This is a genomic window from Clostridium tepidiprofundi DSM 19306, from assembly GCF_001594005.1.
Lineage (GTDB): Bacteria > Bacillota > Clostridia > Clostridiales > Clostridiaceae > Clostridium_AC > Clostridium_AC tepidiprofundi.
Genome location: NZ_LTBA01000033.1, coordinates 1 through 22,624, shown reverse-complemented (window position 1 = coordinate 22,624; position 22,624 = coordinate 1). Strand labels below are relative to the sequence as shown.

Sequence of the window (22,624 nt, the reverse complement as noted above, 5' to 3'; positions counted from 1 at the left end):
AATTATATTTCTTTAGATGTATTAGAGGTTTTAGAAAAAAACGAATGTTACAAATAGATATTATTGAAGATATAAGAGATGAAAGATTTACTATAGAAGAAGACTGGATTAATCCAATATTTGCTAAAACATAATTTAAAAACAAAACTGGAAATTAATTATTAAAATTTCTTGGGGTAGGGGGAGGTGTAACTATTTTTAAGGCCTATCGGTTTGCAGGCTTCCCAGTTATTCAAGTAAATGTTAAAAAAACAAATTTTAGTAAAAACAAATTTTTAACTGGAATTTTGATGCGAAATCTCTGTCCTGTTGCTAAAAAGGTTGTAAAAACTTCAAAATTTGAAGATAATACTTTTCGTGTAATTGATGAAACTGTCGGAGGTGACAGGATAATGCCATTAATGTCTTTATCTAACGAATTAAAAAACTATTATTTTCATGCAAATAAGCTAGCCTATAAAATTCCTAAGAGTAAAAAATCTGAAGCAAAATTTCTATATCATTCATGTCATTTCCTAATTGATGTAATAGTGTATGGAGAGCGATATTCAAGGACAAATTCAGAGGAAAATTTAAAAAAAGTAAAAATTGCATTCAAGGAATATGTAGATGTTACTGATGAACTAATCAAAAGATATAATTTGGATGAAATAAAAACAAAATCCCCCTTACTTCTAACGCTGAAGTGGGGGATTCTTGATTAAGGCATTTTCAAAAAAATAACTAGTCAGTATGCTAGCCTATTTTGCGAACTACTTCATCGTTGGAACCCGTTGATAGAACCTACTATCAGCGGAACCCAACTCTTTGTATTTCACAAAATATACGTCGCATCTTTGACTTGTTATTTTCTTTCAAATGCCTAAATAATTACTTTCTAACCCTTACTGCAGTCTGATATTGCTTCAGCCTCTGTACAAACTTTGATTTTTTTACCAGTAAGTATATATAGAACCACTGCAGATATAATAAAAAGAATACCAGTTGCTTTAAACACATTCAATAATGAAACTCTATCTATCAACCATCCACTTACTGCTGAAGCGAATGGAATTGATGCTAACAACACTATATTTGTAAGCGAACATACTCTTCCAAAATATTCTTTTTCACAAATTTTCTGTATTTCAGTAAAACTCCACATTCCAATCAAAGAGCATGAAACTCCTACAATGAAGAACATAATAATTCCTATATATTTAAATGGGAAATAACACACCAAAAGTATACATAATCCCATAAAGTTTAATGCGTATAGATAAAGAGTTTTCAATTTCATATTTTTCTTTACTAAAATAGGATAAATGATACCTCCAACAATATTTCCTATAGAGCTTATAGTTAAAAAATATCCTGCCCAAGTTGGATCTAATTTTAGTACTTTTTCTGCAGTTATTGGTAAAAATTGAAGAATAGGTACACCTAAAGCATTTACTATGAGTATAGCCAAAAATAAAATAGGTATTATTCCATTTCCAAATATGTATTTTAATCCATCTACAAAATCCTTCCCCATATCAGATATTTTTTCAAGTTTTTTAGATTCTATTTTAGGTATTGTCATTATAATTGCTGCAATTGCAGATATAAGAAATGTGAGTGAATCTATTGTAAATAGAATCCCTTTATTTGAGAAAGATATAATAATACCTGCGGCTGTATATCCTACCATTCTCATGATGTGATTGGTAGTTGTACTTAATGAGTTCAATAATGGTAATTCATCTTTACTAACTATCAAAGTAAATACCACACCACTACATGGCTCGAAAAAGCTTTCAGCAATAGATACAATGACTGATATAGCATAAATATGCCATAATTGAATATTACCCGTATAAATTAGTATAGGTATCAACAGTATAAATACCGTTCTCACCATTTCAGCGGTAAACATTATAATCTTCTTGCTATATCTATCCACAATAACACCTGCAATAGGACTTATAACTATATTAGGAATCATACTAAATAGCATTACCGTTCCCATTGCAAGCCCTGACCCCGTCAAATCATAAACTAAGTACATAAGAGCTAAACTCTCTAAAGCATCTCCAAATCTAGATAAAGCTCTTGATATCCACAGAATCACTACATTTCTATTCTTTAATAATTTAATCATATTGTTCCCCCTTAATTATACTGGAATAACATTGGTACTATGAAGTGGGAATATTGAAAAATTGATAAGCTATACACTAACTAATTCATCAACTTTATTCATTCTAGCATCATTCAATTTAGGTTTTTCATCTAAATACCAATTATAAGCTCTTCTTAATCCTTCCTTTAATGAAATAGTTGGCACATAAAATCCATCATCTATTAACTTTGCTATATCAAGCATATATGTTACATCTCTAAAAGGGAAATACGTTCTTGATTCAGTGTTTACTTCATTTACATCTATTTTTTTTATAATAGGATTTTTTCCTACAACTTCACCACAAGTTAATATCAAATCTTCCCATGAAACAATCTCAGGATTTGTAACATTGTATATCTCACAGCTATTTTTACTATACATAGCACTTTCAAAAACTCTAACTAAATCATCAATATATATGAATTGAGTTTTTATATTATTTCCATAAGGCATTGGTATAGGCTTCTTATTTTTAATTCTATCGAAAAAATAAGTTTCTCTATATAAATTGTTATTTTCGCCATATATGTATGTTGGTCTAAATATTATAAAAGGTATATTGCTCTTTATAATGAAATCTTCTGCTTCTTTTTTATCAATACCATATTGTCCCCAATTAGAATTTTTCCCTTTTTCAAAATCTTCTCCAATAACATCATCACTCGGTTTGTATACTGCTCCTGTTGAGCAAAATATATATTTTTTTAATATACTGGTATCTATCGAAGTCAAGAGAAGTTCAACATCCTCTCTTGTATATGCAGATATATCAAAAATAAATTCATATTTTTTCCCTTTTAAAACATCTTCTAATTCTTTCTTTGATTTTCTATTACAAACTAAGTGATTCCTAAATCCATCATAATTTGTTGCTTTTAAACCTCTTGTAAGAATATCTACATAATACCCTTTACTGATAAGATATTTTGCTAAAGAGCTACTTACAAACCTTGTTCCACCCATAATTAAAATTGATTTCATATAATTTTCCTCCATGTATTATAATATAACCTATATATTTCAATTTACGGCTATTACATGCTAAATTATAACACATATTTCCTTTTTAATCAGCATTATATATTAAATATATTGGTTATTTAACAAATTTTGTACAATATAGCATAGAGAAAAACTCCTTTGCTATAACAAAAATTGCAATACTCCCTCTCATAAAAGCGGGAGTATTGCAAAATTGATTATGAAACAGAGCGTAATTTTGCAAATGATTCAGATTTTAAAATTTCTTTATAAGAACCACTCTTTACAAGTTTACCATTTTCCATAAGCAGAATTTCATCAAAATCTGATAAATGTTCAGACAACTCATGAGTTATCATAATAATTGTTTTATTATCAATAGACATTAAAAATTTTTGTAGTTTTTGTTTTGTATTCATGTCTGCAGCTGAAAATACTTCGTCCATAATATATATAGGTGCATCAGTTAAACAAGCTCTTATAATACTAAGAACTTGTTTCTCGCCACCACTAAGCAATTGACAATTTGATTTTTCCTTTATTGATTTAAACATTTTCTTGTCTAAAACTCTTATTAAAGAGCTAATATTATTCAAAGGATATGAACCGAATAATGTAACATTATTATTAAAATCAGTAGCAAATATATGCTCATTTTGATTTATGCAACAAATCAAATTACTAGTGTCTATATATTTTATGTTTTCGCCATTAATCAATATGTTTCCACTATCCAATTCAACATATTTCATTAATGCATTGACTATGGTAGATTTTCCAGAACCACTATGTCCAATTATTGCATATTTCTTACATTTTTCGAACGTATAAGAAAAATTATCTAGAGAAAATGTGTTATATTTAACAGTTACATTATCAAATTTTATATTAGAACCATTGAAGTCAAATGTATCTCTAGAAATCAATTTACTTGGTACATTATCATACCTTATAAAATCCAAAACTTTATTTTTAATGCTTTTTGTTGAATTTATTGAATTTATATCATAAATTAAAGACTGTATTGGATCTATAAAACAATCTAAATATCCAAACGTAGCGACTGCTACTCCAGCAGTAATTTCATGTTTAAACAATAAATATCCAACCAATGCAAAGGAAATGATATGAAGTATGAGTACGAAAGCTTCATTTATAGTACCTGCTAATGTTTTAAGCTTACCATAGTGAAATCTATATCGAATAGTTTCTTTAAGAACTTTTTCTTGTTCTAAAAAAATATTATTTCTTGTTTTATTTTGAATTAACTTAAATCCTTCTAATAAATCTTTTATTTTAGAGAAATATTCTCCCATTTTATTAAGATATTTTTTTCGTCTAGCTGACAATTTTTTTGATGTAAGATTTGGTCCTATCAATACAGAAATAATAGAAAGAACAAAAATTATTATTGAAATTCTCCAATCAACAAACATAAAAAGCATTATTCCATAAATAATTAATATATTAATAGATTTAATTAAGTCCACAAATGGTGTAAGATAATCCATCTCTAGTTGAGTTATTTCATTACTTTGCAGTGAAATATATTCTCCAATATTTTTTGATGAAAATCTTTTATAACTATAATTAATTATTGCTCTAAAGAAGTCATTTTTTAGACTACTTTCAAATTTTAGTGCTTGTTTCCATGTACATATTGTTTCTATGTATGTAAAAAACAAATGGCCTATAACACAAGCAATATACATAGCTATCAATGACTTAAGTTTATAATTGCTAATTCCCGCTACTGAATCGAAGAGTAGCTTTGATAAATATGGCATAATAGCTAAACATATCGTTGCCAATATATTAAATATTACTTGAGCTAGTATAAAAAATTTTATTTTATATATATATTTTTTCATAATGTTACCTCTCGTTTATCAATTTCATTTTATTCAACAATTTTTCTTTGTTTAACAGTTTCAGTATAAATACGTATTGCAAAACAATTCTAATTTACCGTAGAACTTAAGGTTATTAAAGCCATTAAAGCATCAAATAATATCTTATAATCTTCATGGGTAAATTCTAGAGTTCTTCCATCGAGCCTTTTAGTTCCAGGCATAAGAGCTGCAACATCAGCCATTGCACTAGTTTGGAATTCTATCGTTAATTTTACTGGAGTTTTGAATTGATATATAGAAAAGTTATCAATATCAGAATTTAATACATTTTTAACAGCCTCAATTGTTTCTTTTTTTACTTGTCCTATAGGTTTCAACTTTGCTGAATATCTGCTTAATGCTTCTTTTGTGCAAACATATTTCACCCAAGGCATAGCATTTTCCACCATCAATTCCTTTTCTAAGGCTTTGTCGCCTATTACAAGTGCAACTGGAATATTATAGTATGCAGCATAAGCACTATTAATTAATGCTTCATTCATAGGAATATCATTAATCCATATTTTATGTACCCTGCTACCCGAATAAGTATGATCCATACTTGCATATGAAGTTCCCACTCCTGCATGATAACCTACAAAAAATATCAAATCATATGATTCATCTAATGCAGGCATCATATATTGAGGCCTTGGATAACCTGAAATAATATGAATTCTATCATCAATTTCGGTAATATCATAATGTAAATTGTCTCCACCTGAATGTGAATCAGCAATGACTATTTCTTCAATAGAAGAATTCTTTGAGCTTTCTTTTATACCTTTAATTACCCATTCAACCTGATTTGTTATTTGCTTTTTTACACTCTGCCTGTCTTTATCCTCTTGCTTCCAATTAAAAGTTCCTGCAATTCCCTCCATATCAAGAGAAATGTAAATTTTCATAAAAATCGCCCCCATAACTATAATAGAATACTTTTAATTTTTGAACTATTGCAATTCCAGCATATGCAGTTCTCTTATAACTATTCTATATCATTTTTCAATTTTATCCAATGATAAAATTTATATTTATTGAATTTATAAGAATTTTATGGTAATATTTTTAGCATAACTCGTAAGTACGGAGATATTATCACAAAATCCATGTGTAGAAATCATATTGCTTTGTTATTGAGTTGTTAAATTATTTGTAATTTATTGTAATGATTTTTACTCATTTAAAGGTGTATAAAATAATATATTAATATTTGTAAAAACAATAAAAATAAGGGGGTAGGGCTTACTGTGATTAAAGTTGAAAATCTAAAAAAGAAATTCAAAAATGTAGAAGCGGTAAAAGGAATTACATTTCATGTTAATGAAGGTGAAATTGTAGGATTATTAGGTGAAAATGGTGCAGGTAAAACAACTACATTGAGAATGCTTGCAACTATGCTTAAACCCACAGATGGCACAGCATATGTCAATGGTTATGACATTATTAAGGAAAGTAGCAAAGTAAGAGGAGAAATAGGAATATTGTTTGGAGGGGAAGTAGGCTTATATGATAGACTTTCAGCCAGAGAAAATATAAAATATTTTGCTGAACTTAATGGAATGACAAAGCATGCAATTGATGAAAGAATAGATGTTTTAGCTGATATGCTCGATATGAAAGAATATATAGATAGAAGAGTTGGAAAATTTTCAAGAGGTATGAAGCAAAAAGTAGCCATAGCTCGTTCTATAGTTCATAATCCTAAAGTAATGCTCTTTGATGAACCAACAATAGGATTGGATGTGACATCTTCCAATATTGTTCAGGAATTTATACTGAAATGTAAGAATGAAGGCAAAGTTATAATATTCTCAAGCCATAGCATGAAGGAAGTTGAAAAGTTATGTGACAATATAGTTATTATAAATAAAGGAAGTATTGTTGAAGAGGGAACAATTGAAAATTTCAGACAAAAATACAATAATGATGATATGGAAGAAATATTTATGAGATTGGTAGGTGTCAAGTAATGAAAATTATAGGTATAGTATTTAAAAAAGAAATATTAGACATATACAGAGATAAAAAAACTTTTATAGTTGGCATTTTGCTTCCTCTTATTTTGTTTCCAATAATTTTCGGTTTTATGGGAAAAGGTATGGGTAATGACAAAGAAACAGTAACTAAAAGCACTACTATTGCCATTGTAGATCAATATAATAGCAAGCTTAAAGCTTTTTTAGAATCAAAAGACAATATAAAGGTAATAGATGTTGATGATATAGAAAAAGCTGTAGACAAGGGAAAAATATTTGTAGCAGTTACTATACCAAAAGGTTTTGATGATGCTATAAAGAATGAAAAAAGTGCAAATTTAGAAATATATTATGATAGCTCAAGCTCAAAATCTTCAATGGCATTAAACATAGTGTCATCATATGTAAAGGAATACTCAAAACTAATAGTTACTGAAAGATTAAATGCTAGAAATATAGATACATCAATACTTTCACCTATTAAGGCATTTTCAAAAAAATAACTAGTCAGTATGCTAGTCTATTTTGCGAACTACTTCATCGTCGGAACCCGTTGATAGGAACTACTATCAGCGGAACCCAACTCTTTGTATTTCACAAAATATACGTCGCATCTTTGACTTGTTATTTTCTTTCAAATGCCTAATATAAAAACTAGAGCAGCAGTTAAAGAGAGCGAAGGATTAGGTAAGATGATACTTTCCATGATACTTCCTATGATGATTATAATTTATTGTTCAACTGGTCCATTACCAGTAGCTATAGATTTAGGAGCTGGAGAGAAGGAAAGAGGTACATTAGAGCCTTTATTAACAACTCAAGTAGGAAGAATGTCTTTATTGTGGGGAAAATTCTTTGCAATAACAGTAATGGGTATGATAACCGCATTGGCATCTTTAATTGGGATATATATAGCTATGTTAATAAGTCCTGAGATGTTTGGTGCCGTTGATGGTGGACTTTCAGTTACAATAGGACTAACTCAATTTATTATGATAGCGGTATTTGCAATATTAACTACAATGATATTTGGGGCACTTGAGTTATCGATAAGCATATATGCAAGATCATTTAAAGAAGCTCAAACATATCTTACTCCTGTAACATTGATAGGAATGTTTGCAGCATTTTCATCATATTTAATTGATGTTAAGATTGCGGGAATTCATTGGTTTGTATTGCCTATAGTCAATGCGACTGCAGTTCTAAAAGAAATTACTATGGGAATAATAAATTATACACATATAGGTCTTGCAGTATTTTCGTCTTTGATTTATATGGTAATTGCAATATCTATAGCAAGATATATGTTCAGTAGGGAGGAAGTAATATTTAGAAGTTAGGATATAAGAGGTTGTCGCACTAAATAATTAATGCGACAACCTTATTGTTTCGATATACTATCAACATTTTCAATTTTTTCTTCCTTATTATTCACATCATAAAACTTACCATTATCAATGTAATAAATATCACTAGGAAAAACACCTAAGCATTTTTTATTTGTCAAAACATTATTGTATTGTGAACATGTAACTATTATATCTTTACCTTTGCGTAAAAATTTTCTCATACTATTCTTTTCTTTGTCAGATAGCTTTCCACCATATGGTATGAGTATTTTTAACTTAATATTCTCATATAGTTTGTATGGAGAATCCACAGGTCCTGCATTATGGAAAATTTTATTTATTTTTACATTTAACCATTTTAATTCAGTATCTACATCAGTAATATCACCTTTAACCATGAATGGTCTAGATATTATTTCATAAGCAAAATCAGGAATGCTACACTTATTGTTATTAAAATCATAGTATATACCATTAATTCTCTTGTATATGTCATTACTGACATAACCAACCGATTGTTTTTTCACATTAGCAGCAATTATATCATTTTTATCTAAAACTGGCATATGTCCTTCAACAGTAATGTTTATCAAATGTTCTTTTAGAGAATTTTCGCTTGAATTTGATATATTGATGGTTAATTTGTTTTTTCTTACAGTAACCACGGTTCCTTCAATACCAATAAGTGCCTTATTTTCTTTATTTAAAGCTACTGATGAATTTTTTTTAAATATGGTTTTAAGATATTCACTATCACTTTTTATAGCCTTATCATATATTGTTTCACCTCCATCAACCATTTTTAAATTAGCTAACTTACAAATTGCAAATACTTTATGTCCTGTTGATTGATACATGAATACTGACACAAATATAACAGAAGTGACAAACACAAACAATTTTTTTCGTAATTTATTATACAATAAAGCATTATCATATTTCATAATATTTCTCACACCTTTCACAAATATTTAGTATACAATTAGCGTATATTAAACTTTTAACCATACTATAGGTATTTTAACATATTTTGTGTATATATACAATATTTCTATGAATAGAATTATATCAACTCAAATTTATGAAATCGGTAAAATATAAAACTGCTGTTTTGATTACACATAGATTAGGCGCAGTAAAAATGGTGGATAGAATATTAGTCTTATATAGGGAGAAATTGTTGAACAAGGAATACACGAACAATTGCTTAAAGCAAAAGGGTATTATTATAAATTGTGGGAATTACAAGTTCAATGGTATAAAAGCTAATTTCGCTATTTTTTGTGCAGTTAAAAAATTACCTCAAGTGTACAAATAAAGTTACAAGAATTTTAAACGATAACATAAATAGATACACTATATTAATATAGAAGGTTATTAAGACATCTTCAAAAAAATAGCTAGTAAGCATGCTAGTCTTTTTACTTGTTATTTCTTTTCAAATGCCTAAAAATTAGAACGAAAGAGTGGGAGGTTTACAGATGAAAAGTATCAAATCAAAATTAATGCTAGTAATATCATTGCTAATAACAATAATTCTTATTGTTACTGGTAGTGTAACGGTATTTTTGACAAGTAATTCACTTGAACAACAGGCAAAACAAATTATTGAGGTAAAAGCGAATGAAACACTGAATATGCTAAACCAAAGTAATAGGGATATTGAAGTGCTTAAAAATGAAATGATGGTAAGTTATGATGATAAAATTAAGCATCAAGTTGAAAATGCGATGAGTCTTGTTAATCATGTCTACAATGAATATAAATCTGGAATTTTAAGTGAGGATGAGGCAAAGAAGAAAGCAATTGATTTGATAAAAAGTTTAAGATATGGTAGCACAGGATATTTTTGGATAGATGATGTAAATGGTATTCTTATAGCACATCCAATGATTCCACAAAAAGAAGGAATAAATAGAATTGATCTTACAGATCCTAAAGGAAAAAAGGTTATGAGAGAGGTAATAAGTGCGGCTAAAGATGGCAAAAACGATGGATATACCGATTTTATGTGGGAAAAACCTAAAGATGTGGGTACTGGCAAATTGAGTCCTAAGAGAGCATATTCACAGTTATTTAAACCATGGAACTGGATTATTAGTACAGGGAATTATATTGATAATATTTATGAAGAGGTCGATAAGTACGATGCACAGATAAAAAATGAATTTAAAAACAATATTGAAAAGGCAAGTATTGATAAAAATATAATTATACTTAATTCAAAAGGTGAAGTGCTATATAATACACAGAAAAATTTAAAGTTGCCAAAAGACATTGTAGATAAATTCATATCAACTAAGAATGGATTTTTAAATTATTCATTAGAGGATTCGAAACAGGTTATTACAGATAGAGTTGCTTATATAAAATATGATGAATCAACAGGTACATATGTTGTCATTTCAGCAAATAAAGAGCATATATTTGGAACAGTGAAAAAAATGTCAACTATTTTAGCAATATTGATTTTATGTTCTATACTTCTATCACTAGTATTTAGTTATTTATTAGCAAAGAATTTTACAAAACCAATTCTTGAATTAAAAGAAATAAGTAAGAAGATCAGTGAAGGAAATTTAGCTCATAAAGTTAAAATTACCGAAAAAGATGAGATTGGAGAGTTGAAACAAGCTGTAAATGAAATGATTGAAAACCTTAGAGAGTTAGTGAATAAAACAAATAATTCTGCTAATTCAGTAAGGGAATCTACTCATATGTTGGTAGATATGTCAGAACAAGCATCTACTACAATTAATCAGATTTCTTCTGCTGTTGAGGTTATTGCAGAAGGTACACTTGAACAAACTAAATTGGCTGAAGATGGTGTACAGAAGGGTAATATTTTAGATGACAGTACTCAAAATATTAAAGAAAATGCAGATAAAATGAAGTTAGCGGCTGAAAATATGAAGCAGTTAGAAAATAAAGGTATACAAGTATTAAAGCAGTTAATTGATAAACAAGAGGTAACTAATGAATCTATTAGGGATATTTTTGAGGTTGTAAATACATTAGGAAATCAGATTAGTAGTATAAGCGAATTTACTAATACTATTTCCGAAATTGCTGAGCAAACCAATTTGCTTGCATTAAATGCTGCTATAGAGGCTGCAAGAGCAGGAGAGCAGGGAAAAGGTTTTGCAGTTGTTGCAGATGAAGTAAGAAAATTAGCTGAAGAATCAAGTTTGGCTGCTAATAAAGTTCAAGATGTTATAAATAAAATAGAAAGCGATGCTAAAAAGGCTGTCGAAGTAGTTGATAATACAAAAGAGATATTTTCAACTCAAAATGAAGCAGTTATAAGTACAGAAAAGATTTTTAAAGATATTGAGAATGCAATTGTCGATTCAATAGATAAGATACATGGTTTACATTCACAAATTAATGAATTAAACGATGTAAAAGATAAGGTTATAAGTAATATTAAGGATATAAATAGAGTTTGTCAAGAAACAGCGGCATCTACAGAAGAAGTATCAGCATCTATAGAAGAGCAGAATGCAGCTATGCATGAAATGAAGGAATATGCTAAGAAGTTAGGACAAAAAGCTGATGAAATGAAGGATTCTATCAATAGATTTGATTTATAGAAACGACACAAGAAAACCCCCTTGCTTGTATTGGTGGTAGTTCACGATAATGAGAGATAGATAATATTTATAGGTTCTAATGCTAAGTGCTATATCAGTTTATTTGTAATAAATTGATATAGCACTTTTGTGTAAATTATTATTTAACTAGAGCCCGTAATTATTTTTTAATCTCCTCCATTTAACCAGTCTAGCCAACCTTCCTTATTATCATTAGTTCTAACTTTAATTCGTATATTTTTGGGATTTCCATTTTTAAAATTTCCATGGTAAGTATTGTCTATATCTACTATTGTTAAAATTTCGTTTGGTTTACATACTTTTACTATGGTTTCTTTATTATATCTATCTAAGAGTTTTTGTATTTCTTTCTTTTGCATGTTATTATCTATTATGCTATTACAAATTACTTTATTTACACCTGAAGTATCTGCAGAATCAGTAAAAAGAATTAGTGAGTTATTATATTGAAGATTTTTACCAATAAGATTATTTTTGTCATTAAAAACAAATTTTTTTTCATTTATATCATAGTAACTTAAAAGAACTTTATATTTGTCGTTTGTTTTACTGTAGGTTGTATATATTTTACCAAATCCATCGTAACTAACAATTGTACCAGGTATATTACAAATTTCTTTTATATCATTATCAAATCTATAAATTGTAGAGTTAGGATCATCACTAGGACCATCAGATTCTATATAGAATTCAATATATTTATCATTTATATCAAAATCGGCAAAGTTAATTTTTGGAAATACGTTGTATATATCATCTTTTTTAAAAGTATATTTTTTACCTTTGGTATTTATAGTAATAGTATAATTTTGCATACTATTATTTTCCATGTGTTTGAATATAATACTTATTTCTTCTTTAGTGCCATCTTTATTTAAATCTCTTTTATAATTCAAATCATCATAAGATTTTCTTTTTTTATTTGAAAATTTTGTTGTATTTGCTATTTTCTCATTTATAGTTATATGTTTTTGCTGTTGCCATATATTATAACTTATTATAAGAAAAATAATTATGCTTAATATAATAATAATTTTTTTAAAATTTTTCATCATATTATACCTCTTATAGATATTAATTTATTTCTGTTTACGATATGGTGTCATATTTGATATCATATTTCCCCAATCATAATTACAAAATATTTTTGAGTTCTGAAATATCAAAAGCCAGTTTTAATTTTCCTTTAAGAAAATTATGGATAATCAAAAAGTAAAAGAACTTATTAGTATTTACTTTTGAGGTGCTATATCAGTTTATTTGTAATAAATTGATATAGCACTTATCTAAGAGCTTTTTCAAATTTTAAAATTAAATCGATATTTTTTCTGTCAGTCTCTGTAAGTAAGCTATCTACATTATCATATTGAGGGGTATACCATTGACAGTTATAAGAAAAGTAATCATTATATTTCTTAATTTTAAATATATATCCATGTTTAGCGTAATAAGCATTTCTAAGTATTGCTAAATCGTTTTTGTCTAAGCCTTCTAAATCTTCTGGCTTCAATGTACAACATAGGCAAAAGGTTTTATCAGAAAGATAGATTCTTTTTTGTATTTTAAATTTTGAAATTTCCCAAGTTATTACTTCATTATTAAGAATAGACACCCTAAAATAATGATTATCTATCTTATATTCATAAATATATCCAACTTTGCAATACTTTATTTTATTATTAGCACTTACTTCAGGGAAAAGGGTATCATTTCCATAGATTGTGTAGTTAGTACCGTACAACTTCTTCATATCATCTAAAGAATCTCCCATTTTTAAGCCTAATGATGTTGGAATATTAGGAGGATCAATATTAATCAATCTATGGTTTCTAATATCAAATTTGAGAGAAAATACTATTCTATCTTTAGGGTTACCTAAACCTTTTGAATCCGTATCTATATAGAGAAGTGTTTGGGGATGCCCATCATCACCATGGTTGTCAATACAATTACATACTAAATTCTCTTCAGGTGTTTGCATGATTTTTAATTTTGAATCTAATTTTAGTTCTTTTAACTTTTTTAATGCATCTTCCATCTTCATTCCAAGATAAAATGTATCATTTTCTCCATTATTCTTTTCATTGATTATTATATTATCAATACAATTTTGAGAGAAAGTTTTTTCTAATTCTAATAATAAATTAATATTTTTAGTATCACTATCAGTAATGAAATTTTCCACATTATCATATTTGGGGATATACCAATCGTATTTAGAAAAATAGTTGGAGTATTTTTCCATTTTAAATTTGTATCCGTGTTTTGCATAATATGCATTTCTAAGCAATGATAACTGCCAATTATCAAGATTTTGTACATCTTTTGGGTTTAATAGAACTGATAGGTCAAATTCCTTATTTGCTATTGTTATTTTAATGTATGATTTTTTATCTTTTGCAGATGTATTATTATCTTTGGAATTGTTTATAGTTGTTTCATTTGTATTGTTTTTATTACTTGTGTTGCTCTTATTGGTGTTTTTATTGTTTGTATAGTTGTTTTCTTGAGTATTAGTGTTATTAGTTGAATTTTGGTTATTTGTTTGAATGTTTGAAGCTGTAGCAGAATTTTGACTATTATCTTTTGTAGTAGAAGTATTGCAATTTTGATTAGCTGAGCATCCAACGGTTATAATCCATATAATAACCAGTGATATTAGTAAACTTATCAGTTTAAAGTGTTTTGATTTTTTCATTTTTACCTCCATTAAATTAAGGGTTACAGCATAATTTGTTATATAACCATTATATAACATCTTTGCCATGCTGTTAAATAAAATTTGGCTTTAGTTTTGATTTATAAGGGTAAAAAAGGAAATATCACTGTGAAGGATGTAATATTTCCTATATAAGACAAAAATATGGTGATAATTTTGAACTTTCAATGACAAAAAATGGAGTTATTCTTGATGAAGAGAAACTTCAGTTTATGAAAAAACAAGATTTCCAAACAAAAGTATATTTGTTTGCACATGCTTCTATTTTTGTATTATCTATAAATATTGCATATCCAGATATTTCTTCAAGTGTGTGAAGAAAATTTGTTATTTCAGCTAAAATTCTTTCTGCACATGGTGCAAAATGTAAACTTCTAAATCTTGCGAATGTTGAATGATTTGGTTTGGGTGAATCTTCAAGAAGGTACATGAAATTAATGTAACGGTGACATGCTTTTTCCATAGCATGTGATGAATAAATATTATTCATGTAAGCATAAAGTACAATCTTCAGCATTTGTCGTGGCGTTGCTCGATTTTCCCTAATTCGGGAATAAGTCGAATATAAATCTTCTAAATTCATCTCCTCTACAAATTGACTTAGCAAACGCACCGAATCATCTACTGGGATCATACATCCGATATTTATTGGAAGTTTTAATTGATAATATCTTTGATTAGTAGTATAATCTTTTTGTAAAATATTTTGTTTTAGCATACTAATATTTTACTATAAATCCCTTACTTTTCGAAGTGGGGGATTTATTTTTTTATAAAAAAAGAGCTACGCACTAATTATTTAGTGCGACAGCCCCATTTTTTTATTTTGTATAAATTAATATTTAACTATTTTAATCTCCACCATTAAGATAAAGCAACCATCCTCTTAAACCATCCTTTGTTTCTACTCTAATAGGTAAATTCCATATACTCTCAGGAGATGATTCATCATAATATACATAAATTATTTTCAGAGGTTCATTGATGTCGGTTATTTTAACTAGTTCACCATCTTCCACTTTTTTAGTTAGATATTCCTTATTTTCTTCATAATAACTATCTCCTATAGGGCTAATACCAGGAATGCCATATTGTCCGTGTTGTGTTTTAAAAAGCATCAGGCGATAGTCATACTGCAGATACTTACCTATAATTTCATTGTTATTAGGATGCTGAACACCTTTTTTTAGATTATAATAGCTAAGTAGTATTTGATTTTTATCATTTGTGAAACTGAAATCTGTATATATATTTCCTTTACCATCATAACCAGTTATAAAACCTTGTAACGTAAGAATCTTTTTAATACCATTTTCCGATAATTGAAAAATAGTAGTAGTTGGATCATCGCTAGGACCAGCAGAAGTTAGATAAAATTCAGTGGTATTATCATTCACATCAAAATCAGCAAAGAATAGATTTGCATATAAATTCGATTCTGTGTCTTTAAATGTATATTTTTTACCATTTGAATTTATTGTAAAATCATATTCATGCCATGAGTTAAAAGAAGGATTTAAAGGATCTTTCTTAAATAAAATATTTATATTCTCTTTTATACCATCGTTATTTAAATCCATTTTAGTGTTTATTTCATAGGTATTATCTTTAGCTCCTGATAAATAATAAAGATTATTATACTTTTCATTAATCAATTCTAGATTTTTCTTTTCTATTTCGTTCAGTTCGTCTACTGAATTTTTAATATTATCATTTGGAGTATACCAACTCATATTACTAAAATAGTTTAATAATTGTTTGTTTTTAAATCTGTAGCCTTTACGAGCAAATAATTCGTTTTTGGCTAATAGAAGAGTAAATTTGTCGCAATAGTTAAGTTCTTCATTTGATATGAGTTTTTTATCGCTATTGGGGAATATAAATCCTTTATATTTATTTGTATTTTTTGCTGAGGATACTTTGTTATTACTGTCTATATTCTCTTCTGATTTTTTATTACCTTCAATTTTAAGAATAAGGTTGATGTTATCAATATCAGTATTGCACAGCATGTTTGCTACATCATCATATTTTGGAATATACCAATCGTACTTAGAAAAATAGTTAGAGTATTTTCCCATTTTGAATTTATATCCGTGTTTTGCATAATAGGCATTTCTAAGCAAGGATAACTGGAAGTCATTCAAATCCTGTACATCTTCTGCATTTAAGAGAGTAGACAGGTCAAATTTTTTATTTGCTATTGTTATTTTAATGTATAATTTTTTATCTTTTGCAGATGTGTTATTATCTTTGGAATTGTTTATAGTTGTTTCATTTGTACTGTTTTCAGTATTGTTTTTAGTAGTATTTTCATTACTTGTGTTGCTCTTAGTGGTGTTTTCATTGCTTTTATTGTCGTTTTTTTGAGTATTAGTGCTATTAGTTGAATTTAGGTTATTTGTTTGAATGTTTGAAGCTGCAGTAGAATTTTGATTGTTGTATTTTGTAGTAGAAGTATTGCAATTTTGATTAGCTGAGCATCCAACGGTTATAATCCATATAATAACCAGTGATATTAGTAAACTTATCAGTTTAAAGTGTTTTGATTTTTTCATTTTTACCTCCATTAAATTAAGGGTTACAGCATAATTTGCTATATAACCATTATATAACATTTTTGCTACACTGTTAAATGAAACTTGGCTTTAGTTTTGATTTATAAGGGTAAAAAAGGAAATATCACTGTGAAGGTGATATTTCCTTTTTTTGTCAATTTTTAGAATGATCGTGTACATTTAAATATTTTATTGTAAATAGGTTTACAATTTGAAGAAAAATTACTTTTTAACTAATAGATATATTTTTTAGGAAGTATATGTATGAAATGGAGTTTATACGAATTGATTAAAAAGTCGCAAATGAAGGATAATAAGGCTCTAATGAAAATCATAGAAGAGTTTATGCCTATCATCAAAAAACACAGTAGAAAAGTTCGATATGATGATATCACAAATGAACTTATAATTGCTCTTATCAATGCAGTATATAATATACCAAACGTAATAACAGAAGAAAAAGATATAAAAAACTATATATTTAAATCTATCATAAATGAATATAATCGAATATTAAAAAATAAAACAAAAATATATAATTTTGAGGTTGGAATTGAATTAGAGAGATTAGGAAAGAAAGATGATGATGTTGAAACAAGAATATTGGTATATGAAGTTATGGACAAGCTATCTAATTTACAAAAAGAAGTAATAGAATATGAATTTATTGAAGGATATTCAGAATCAGAAATTGCGGAAAAATTACATGTTTCAAGACAGGCAATTAATAGAACTAAGAATAGGGCATTAAAAAAGATGAAGCTTTATATACAGTGTGAATATATGGTATTGATATAAAGAAATTATATGTTTTATGTGTGAGGAGGTGGTTTAATGGAGAATGAAATAATAAAATTGGCATCATCACAGGGGGTATGGGCAGCATTAACAGTGGCACTTATATTTTATATTTTGAAAGCACAGGAAAAAAGGGATATTAGGCAGGAAGAAAGAGAAAAAAGTTATCATGAGATAATAAACAAGCTTACGGAAAAATTCAGTATTATAGAAGAAGTGAGAGATAATGTGGATAAAATTAAAACTCATATTTTAAAATAGGTTTACAATTTGAAGAAAAATTACTTTATAAAGAGTGTAAGAAAAAACAAACCGATTTGTGAAATTATCAAATAAAAAGAATGGAGTGAAAAATATGAATTCATGTAAAAGTTGTTTATCTAAAGAAAAATGTAATAGTAAATCTAAAAGAAGTGTTCAAACTTATGGAAGGGAAGGTGAGCCTGATTCTTTACCTGAAATAACATCAGCATTTTTAGTTGTAACACAAGCATGTAATTTGAAATGTAAATACTGTTTTGTGGTTCAAAAACCGAGGTCAATGACATTAAAAACGGCAAAGGATGCTGCAGATTATCTTGCTACAAATGCAAAAGAAAGAGGAGAAATACCAAGTATAAACTTTTTTGGTGGTGAACCACTTTTAAAATGGAAGGATGTAATAGTCCCTCTTACTTACTATATAAGACAAAAATATGGTGATAATTTTGAACTTTCAATGACGACAAATGGAGTTCTTCTTGATGAAGAGAAACTTCAGTTTATGAAAAAAAACAAGATAGGATTTATGGTAAGTATTGACGGAAATAAAAAAACACAAGATATTAATAGACCTTGTGCTGATGGTAGGAGTTCATTTGACATAATAGCACCAAAGATAGCGATGTTTTTGAGATATAATCCAAATATGACTTTCAGGGCAACAGTAGATCATGATAACGTAGAGGAATATTTAAATAATCATAAATTTGCTGTGGAACATGGTTATACAAATATGTTTTCAATTGTAAACGTATTTAGTAAATGGAGTGAACCTGAAAAAAATGAATTGGAAAAACAGATACATCTTACTGCAGAATATTATTTAGACCTTTTGTATGAAGGAAAAAATTTTTCAATGAGTCCTTTTGAGAGTATGTTTAGGAAAATAGACAAAATAAAAGAGGCAGAGCGAAAAAATGAATTTAGAACAGCAGGAAAAGGTCTTCTTGCTTATGGAAGATGTGGACTTGGAGCATCAAAGTTTGCAAGCATAGGTACTGATGGAACATTGTATTCATGCCAAGAGATGAGTGATAATGATGAAATTGGTAGAGAATTTATAATTGGAGATATATATAAAGGAACAAACAAGAATAGACGTATGAATATAATAAAAAAATTTGATCCTAAAAAAGTTCATTCAACAGATGATATGGATTGTAAAAAATGCCCTTTTTATAGGATATGTGACGGAGCATGTACAATAAACAATTATTTTGCAAATGGAGATTTGAATATAATGCCATCAATATTGTGTTTTTATTATCAATGTCTTTACAGGGAGGCAGTGCAAATAAGAAAAACTGCAGAGCAGTTCGAAAATGTGGTGGAAAGATTCAGAAATAAGGGAATATTAAAAAGGAAATAGAGGGGTGTAATTTATGGATAAAAAAAGGTTTTTAGATAAATTTAAGTATAAATTACAGGAGTCAAAAGATAGAGAGGGAGTAATTCATACTGAAGGTATATGTAATCCTGATTGTGAGGTGGCATATCAAGGATGTGGAAGTTGTCAAACTGGTTGTCAGACGAATTGCCAAAAAGGATGCGAGAGAAGTTGTCAAAAAAGTTGTCAATGCAGTGACGAAGGATGCCAGAGCAGATGTGAACACAGTTGTCAGTGTTCTGTAGAAGGCTGCCAAACATGTCAGAAAGCATGTGAGAAACACTGTATGGAAGCATGTGAGCATGGATGTCAAGAAACATGTGAGAAATCTTGCCAATGCAGTGACGAAGGCTGCCAAAATAGATGTGAACACAGCTGTCAGTGTTCTGTAGAAGGCTGCCAAACGTGTCAGAAAGCATGTGAGAAACACTGTATGGAAGCATGTGAGCATGGATGTCAAGAAACATGTGAGAAATCTTGTCAATGTAGTGACGAAGGATGCCAAAATAGATGTGAACACAGCTGTCAGTGTTCTGTAGAAGGCTGCCAAACATGTCAGAAAGCATGTGAGAAACATTGTATGGAAGCATGTGAGCATGGATGTCAAGAAACATGTGAGAAATCTTGTCAATGCAGTGACGAAGGATGCCAAAATAGATGTGAACACAGCTGCCAGTGTTCTGTAGAGGGCTGCCAAACATGTCAGAAAGCATGTGAAAAACACTGTATGGAAGTATGTGAGCATGAATGTCAAAAAGCATGTGAGAAATCTTGTCAATGTAGTGATGAAGGATGTCAAACTACATGTGAACATGAATGTCAGAATTGTTTGGGGAAATGTGAAACTACATGTCAAAAAAGTTGTCAATGCAGTGACGAGGGCTGCCAAAATAGATGTGAACACAGCTGTCAGTGCTATGTAGAAGGATGCCAAACGTGTCAGAAAGTATGTGAGTATGAATGTCAAAAAGCATGTGAGAAATCTTGTCAATGTAGTGATGAAGGATGTCAAACTACATGTGAACATGAATGTCAGAATTGTTTGGGAAAATGCGAAACTACATGTCAAAAAAGTTGTCAATGTAGTGATGAGGGATGTCAAACGTGTCAAACTACATGTGAACATGAATGCCAAAATTGTGAGGGCAGATGTGAATGTTCTACTCAAATATGTGATGGTGGATGTCAATGCACGGGAGAACATAAGCAACAACCGTGTGGCGAAGGCGTAGTACATGGATTAGAACCACCAAACAATATAAATGTGAGTGTTAATGGAAATGATGTCATAATAACTTTTTCAAAAGGTAAAAATGCATATAAAACAATATTAAATTTATTTATAAAGCGTGATTATCAATGTAAAAATCTAAAAGAGAAAGAAGAAAAAGTGTATATTGGATTCTGTAAGTTGTTAAAGGAAAATTCAAATAGTATTATACCATGTAATGAAGCTGAAAAAGCACTTGAAGATATACATTCAGTAGAACAGAATGACAATAATTTAATTAAGATACTTAAAGAAGAAACGGTAGAAGAAAGATTTGAAATTAACGGTCTGCAATATGGTCAGGAATATATATTTAAATTGAAATCTATATCTAAAGATGGAGAAGAAAGTGAATGGACAGAGTATAGTAAATTTAATATAGCTGATGTTGAACCACCTAAGGTTACAAATATAGATGTACTAGGTAATCATGTGAAGATAACATTCACTAAAGGTGAGAATGCAGATGAAACAGTAATAAATGGGAATATGATAACGCTTGAAAATTTAGAACCAACGAAAGGGGAAGTATTTGAATTTACATTGAGAAAAGATAAAATTAATGAAGTTTATAGAAAGAAGTATACGTTCAAATTACAATCTATAGCTAAAAATAATAAAAAAAGTTTATTTACGAAAGAATATTATTTTGAAAATGATATTAAACCGTATCTAAAGTTAGGAGATAAAAACTATAAAGTGGGTATAATTAAAAATTATTTAAAATTGATAAATTATAGCCATATATCCTTAGATAATAGCTTTGACTCAAATACTATGAATGCTATTGCACAAATACAGAAGAATATAAAAGAAAATATCGATAATAAGATTAAATTAGATGGAAATATTTATATTGGAATAATTAAATATATACAAGATATACTGGTTAGTAAAGACTATGCATTTAGAAAAGGAATTATGAATAATGAGAAATTAAAAGGGATCCAAGAAAAGCTCTATGCTTTTGGATACTACAAGCTTGCAAATAATAGCTTAAAAAAAGATATAGATGGTGATTTTGGACCTAACACTTTTAATGCAGTAAGGGATTTTCAAGAAAAAGATGATGAGTTTAAATATTATTCTAATTACTATGAAGAAACTTCAAGCTTGGGTTTTGCAGATCCAATGACAATAGATAAATTAAGTGAAAAGTATAGTTTGTATAGTATGGGATTAAGTAAAGAAGAAATAAAAGAAATGCAGAGAAAACTTATAGCAATAGGGTATAGCTGTGTTTTGAATGGCATATATGATATGAGAACGCAAGATTGCATTAAATATTTTAAGCTATACATTGGAAATACTCCTGTGGATAAGAAGTTAAATACCGTAGTATTGGAAGAAATAGATGCTGAATATAAGAAATTAAACGAATGTAGAAATTGCGAAAATGGTTGCCTTGGTTGTATGAATGTATCAGAGATGCCATGTCATTATAGTTGTCAAGGTGAATGTGAGGATGGCAGAGATTTCGCATCAAAATTCCAGTTAAAAATTTGTTTTTACTAAAATTTATTTTTTTAACATTTACTTGAATAACTGGGAAGCCTGCAAACCGATAGGCCTTAAAAATAGTTACACCTCCCCCTACCCCAAGAAATTTTAATGATTAATTTCCAGTTTTGTTTTTAAATTATGTCTTAGCAAATATTGGATTAATC

The 22,624-nt window shown here is 28.5% G+C and carries 18 protein-coding genes; 9 read left to right on the top strand and 9 right to left on the bottom strand.

Translation table 11 applies throughout. The annotated features are described in order from the left end of the window. The first annotated feature begins 392 nt into the window (after positions 1-392). The gene (locus tag CLTEP_RS10625) at positions 393-704 is read left to right on the top strand and encodes a hypothetical protein (RefSeq protein WP_161938369.1); all 312 of its coding nucleotides are present in this window, start codon (positions 393-395) and stop codon (positions 702-704) included. A gap of 173 nt (positions 705-877) precedes the next feature. Here the strand turns inward: CLTEP_RS10625 and CLTEP_RS10620 are convergent, their stop codons facing one another. From CLTEP_RS10620 to CLTEP_RS10605, 4 genes are all read right to left on the bottom strand, one after another. Then, the gene (locus tag CLTEP_RS10620; protein WP_066826577.1) at positions 878-2,122 is read right to left on the bottom strand and encodes an MFS transporter; all 1,245 of its coding nucleotides are present in this window, start codon (positions 2,120-2,122) and stop codon (positions 878-880) included. A gap of 69 nt (positions 2,123-2,191) precedes the next feature. Beyond that, positions 2,192-3,127 carry an NAD-dependent epimerase/dehydratase family protein gene (locus CLTEP_RS10615; RefSeq protein ID WP_066826575.1) on the bottom strand — a complete coding sequence of 312 codons (936 nt, stop codon included), beginning with the start codon at positions 3,125-3,127 and terminating at the stop codon, positions 2,192-2,194. 218 nt (positions 3,128-3,345) lie between these two features. Beyond that, complete coding sequence (locus tag CLTEP_RS10610) at positions 3,346-4,998, bottom strand: ATP-binding cassette domain-containing protein (protein ID WP_066826573.1); 1,653 nt, start codon at positions 4,996-4,998, stop codon at positions 3,346-3,348. An 89-nt stretch (positions 4,999-5,087) separates the two neighbouring features. Then, positions 5,088-5,927, bottom strand: a complete 840-nt coding sequence (locus CLTEP_RS10605) for a M55 family metallopeptidase (protein ID WP_066826571.1) — start codon at positions 5,925-5,927, stop codon at positions 5,088-5,090. Between the two features lie 342 nt (positions 5,928-6,269). On the opposite strand from CLTEP_RS10605, the gene CLTEP_RS10600 reads away from it, so the two are divergent. The 3 genes from CLTEP_RS10600 to CLTEP_RS10590 all read left to right on the top strand — a co-directional run bounded on the left by CLTEP_RS10600 (position 6,270) and on the right by CLTEP_RS10590 (position 8,341). Further along, the gene (locus CLTEP_RS10600) at positions 6,270-6,992 is read left to right on the top strand and encodes an ABC transporter ATP-binding protein (protein ID WP_066826569.1); all 723 of its coding nucleotides are present in this window, start codon (positions 6,270-6,272) and stop codon (positions 6,990-6,992) included. Further along, on the top strand, positions 6,992-7,501 hold the full coding sequence (locus tag CLTEP_RS10595; protein ID WP_066826567.1) for an ABC transporter permease: 510 nt from the start codon (positions 6,992-6,994) through the stop codon (positions 7,499-7,501). The genes CLTEP_RS10600 and CLTEP_RS10595 overlap by 1 nt, the downstream gene beginning before the upstream one ends. Positions 7,502-7,636: 135 nt before the next feature. Continuing rightward, positions 7,637-8,341: an ABC transporter permease subunit gene (locus tag CLTEP_RS10590; RefSeq protein ID WP_066826565.1), complete on the top strand. Its 705-nt coding sequence runs from the start codon at positions 7,637-7,639 to the stop codon at positions 8,339-8,341. 41 nt (positions 8,342-8,382) lie between these two features. Here CLTEP_RS10590 and CLTEP_RS10585 read toward each other — a convergent pair whose 3' ends face one another. Further along, on the bottom strand, positions 8,383-9,294 hold the full coding sequence (locus CLTEP_RS10585; protein ID WP_066826563.1) for a hypothetical protein: 912 nt from the start codon (positions 9,292-9,294) through the stop codon (positions 8,383-8,385). A gap of 537 nt (positions 9,295-9,831) precedes the next feature. Between CLTEP_RS10585 and CLTEP_RS10580 the strand changes: the two genes are divergently transcribed. Next, complete coding sequence (locus tag CLTEP_RS10580) at positions 9,832-11,943, top strand: methyl-accepting chemotaxis protein (protein ID WP_066826561.1); 2,112 nt, start codon at positions 9,832-9,834, stop codon at positions 11,941-11,943. Between the two features lie 167 nt (positions 11,944-12,110). Here the strand turns inward: CLTEP_RS10580 and CLTEP_RS10575 are convergent, their stop codons facing one another. From CLTEP_RS10575 to CLTEP_RS10560, 4 genes are all read right to left on the bottom strand, one after another. Further along, the gene (locus CLTEP_RS10575) at positions 12,111-13,019 is read right to left on the bottom strand and encodes a hypothetical protein (RefSeq protein ID WP_066826559.1); all 909 of its coding nucleotides are present in this window, start codon (positions 13,017-13,019) and stop codon (positions 12,111-12,113) included. Between the two features lie 227 nt (positions 13,020-13,246). Further along, a complete protein-coding gene (locus tag CLTEP_RS10570) occupies positions 13,247-14,662 on the bottom strand; it encodes a YARHG domain-containing protein (RefSeq protein WP_066826557.1) in 1,416 nt (471 codons plus the stop codon). Positions 14,663-14,888: 226 nt separating this feature from the next. Beyond that, positions 14,889-15,401, bottom strand: a complete 513-nt coding sequence (locus CLTEP_RS10565; RefSeq protein ID WP_341372121.1) for a transposase — start codon at positions 15,399-15,401, stop codon at positions 14,889-14,891. A gap of 133 nt (positions 15,402-15,534) precedes the next feature. Further along, complete coding sequence (locus CLTEP_RS10560) at positions 15,535-17,241, bottom strand: YARHG domain-containing protein (protein WP_066826555.1); 1,707 nt, start codon at positions 17,239-17,241, stop codon at positions 15,535-15,537. Positions 17,242-17,505: 264 nt separating this feature from the next. Here CLTEP_RS10560 and CLTEP_RS10555 point away from each other — a divergent pair, with 264 nt between their 5' ends. The 4 genes from CLTEP_RS10555 (at position 17,506) to CLTEP_RS10540 (ending at position 22,472) form a co-directional block, all read left to right on the top strand. Then, on the top strand, positions 17,506-18,039 hold the full coding sequence (locus CLTEP_RS10555) for a sigma-70 family RNA polymerase sigma factor (protein ID WP_066826553.1): 534 nt from the start codon (positions 17,506-17,508) through the stop codon (positions 18,037-18,039). A gap of 36 nt (positions 18,040-18,075) precedes the next feature. After that, positions 18,076-18,300: a BhlA/UviB family holin-like peptide gene (locus tag CLTEP_RS10550; protein ID WP_066826551.1), complete on the top strand. Its 225-nt coding sequence runs from the start codon at positions 18,076-18,078 to the stop codon at positions 18,298-18,300. Between the two features lie 94 nt (positions 18,301-18,394). Next, complete coding sequence (locus CLTEP_RS10545) at positions 18,395-19,669, top strand: radical SAM/SPASM domain-containing protein (RefSeq protein ID WP_066826550.1); 1,275 nt, start codon at positions 18,395-18,397, stop codon at positions 19,667-19,669. Between the two features lie 13 nt (positions 19,670-19,682). Beyond that, positions 19,683-22,472, top strand: a complete 2,790-nt coding sequence (locus tag CLTEP_RS10540; protein WP_066826548.1) for a peptidoglycan-binding protein — start codon at positions 19,683-19,685, stop codon at positions 22,470-22,472. Positions 22,473-22,624: the final 152 nt, after the last annotated feature.

Bases quoted from the DNA above. Each gene is read 5' to 3' on its own strand.
- CLTEP_RS10570 (WP_066826557.1), bottom strand. From the start codon at position 14,662: ATGAAAAAATCAAAACACTTTAAACTGATAAGTTTACTAATATCACTG.
- CLTEP_RS10560 (WP_066826555.1), bottom strand. From the start codon at position 17,241: ATGAAAAAATCAAAACACTTTAAACTGATAAGTTTACTAATATCACTG.
- CLTEP_RS10545 (WP_066826550.1), top strand. From the start codon at position 18,395: ATGAATTCATGTAAAAGTTGTTTATCTAAAGAAAAATGTAATAGTAAA.
- CLTEP_RS10615 (WP_066826575.1), bottom strand. From the start codon at position 3,127: ATGAAATCAATTTTAATTATGGGTGGAACAAGGTTTGTAAGTAGCTCT.
- CLTEP_RS10595 (WP_066826567.1), top strand. From the start codon at position 6,992: ATGAAAATTATAGGTATAGTATTTAAAAAAGAAATATTAGACATATAC.
- CLTEP_RS10610 (WP_066826573.1), bottom strand. From the start codon at position 4,998: ATGAAAAAATATATATATAAAATAAAATTTTTTATACTAGCTCAAGTA.
- CLTEP_RS10575 (WP_066826559.1), bottom strand. From the start codon at position 13,019: ATGATGAAAAATTTTAAAAAAATTATTATTATATTAAGCATAATTATT.
- CLTEP_RS10605 (WP_066826571.1), bottom strand. From the start codon at position 5,927: ATGAAAATTTACATTTCTCTTGATATGGAGGGAATTGCAGGAACTTTT.
- CLTEP_RS10540 (WP_066826548.1), top strand. From the start codon at position 19,683: ATGGATAAAAAAAGGTTTTTAGATAAATTTAAGTATAAATTACAGGAG.
- CLTEP_RS10585 (WP_066826563.1), bottom strand. From the start codon at position 9,294: ATGAAATATGATAATGCTTTATTGTATAATAAATTACGAAAAAAATTG.
- CLTEP_RS10620 (WP_066826577.1), bottom strand. From the start codon at position 2,122: ATGATTAAATTATTAAAGAATAGAAATGTAGTGATTCTGTGGATATCA.
- CLTEP_RS10565 (WP_341372121.1), bottom strand. From the start codon at position 15,401: ATGCTAAAACAAAATATTTTACAAAAAGATTATACTACTAATCAAAGA.
- CLTEP_RS10550 (WP_066826551.1), top strand. From the start codon at position 18,076: ATGGAGAATGAAATAATAAAATTGGCATCATCACAGGGGGTATGGGCA.
- CLTEP_RS10625 (WP_161938369.1), top strand. From the start codon at position 393: ATGCCATTAATGTCTTTATCTAACGAATTAAAAAACTATTATTTTCAT.
- CLTEP_RS10555 (WP_066826553.1), top strand. From the start codon at position 17,506: ATGAAATGGAGTTTATACGAATTGATTAAAAAGTCGCAAATGAAGGAT.
- CLTEP_RS10580 (WP_066826561.1), top strand. From the start codon at position 9,832: ATGAAAAGTATCAAATCAAAATTAATGCTAGTAATATCATTGCTAATA.
- CLTEP_RS10590 (WP_066826565.1), top strand. From the start codon at position 7,637: ATGCCTAATATAAAAACTAGAGCAGCAGTTAAAGAGAGCGAAGGATTA.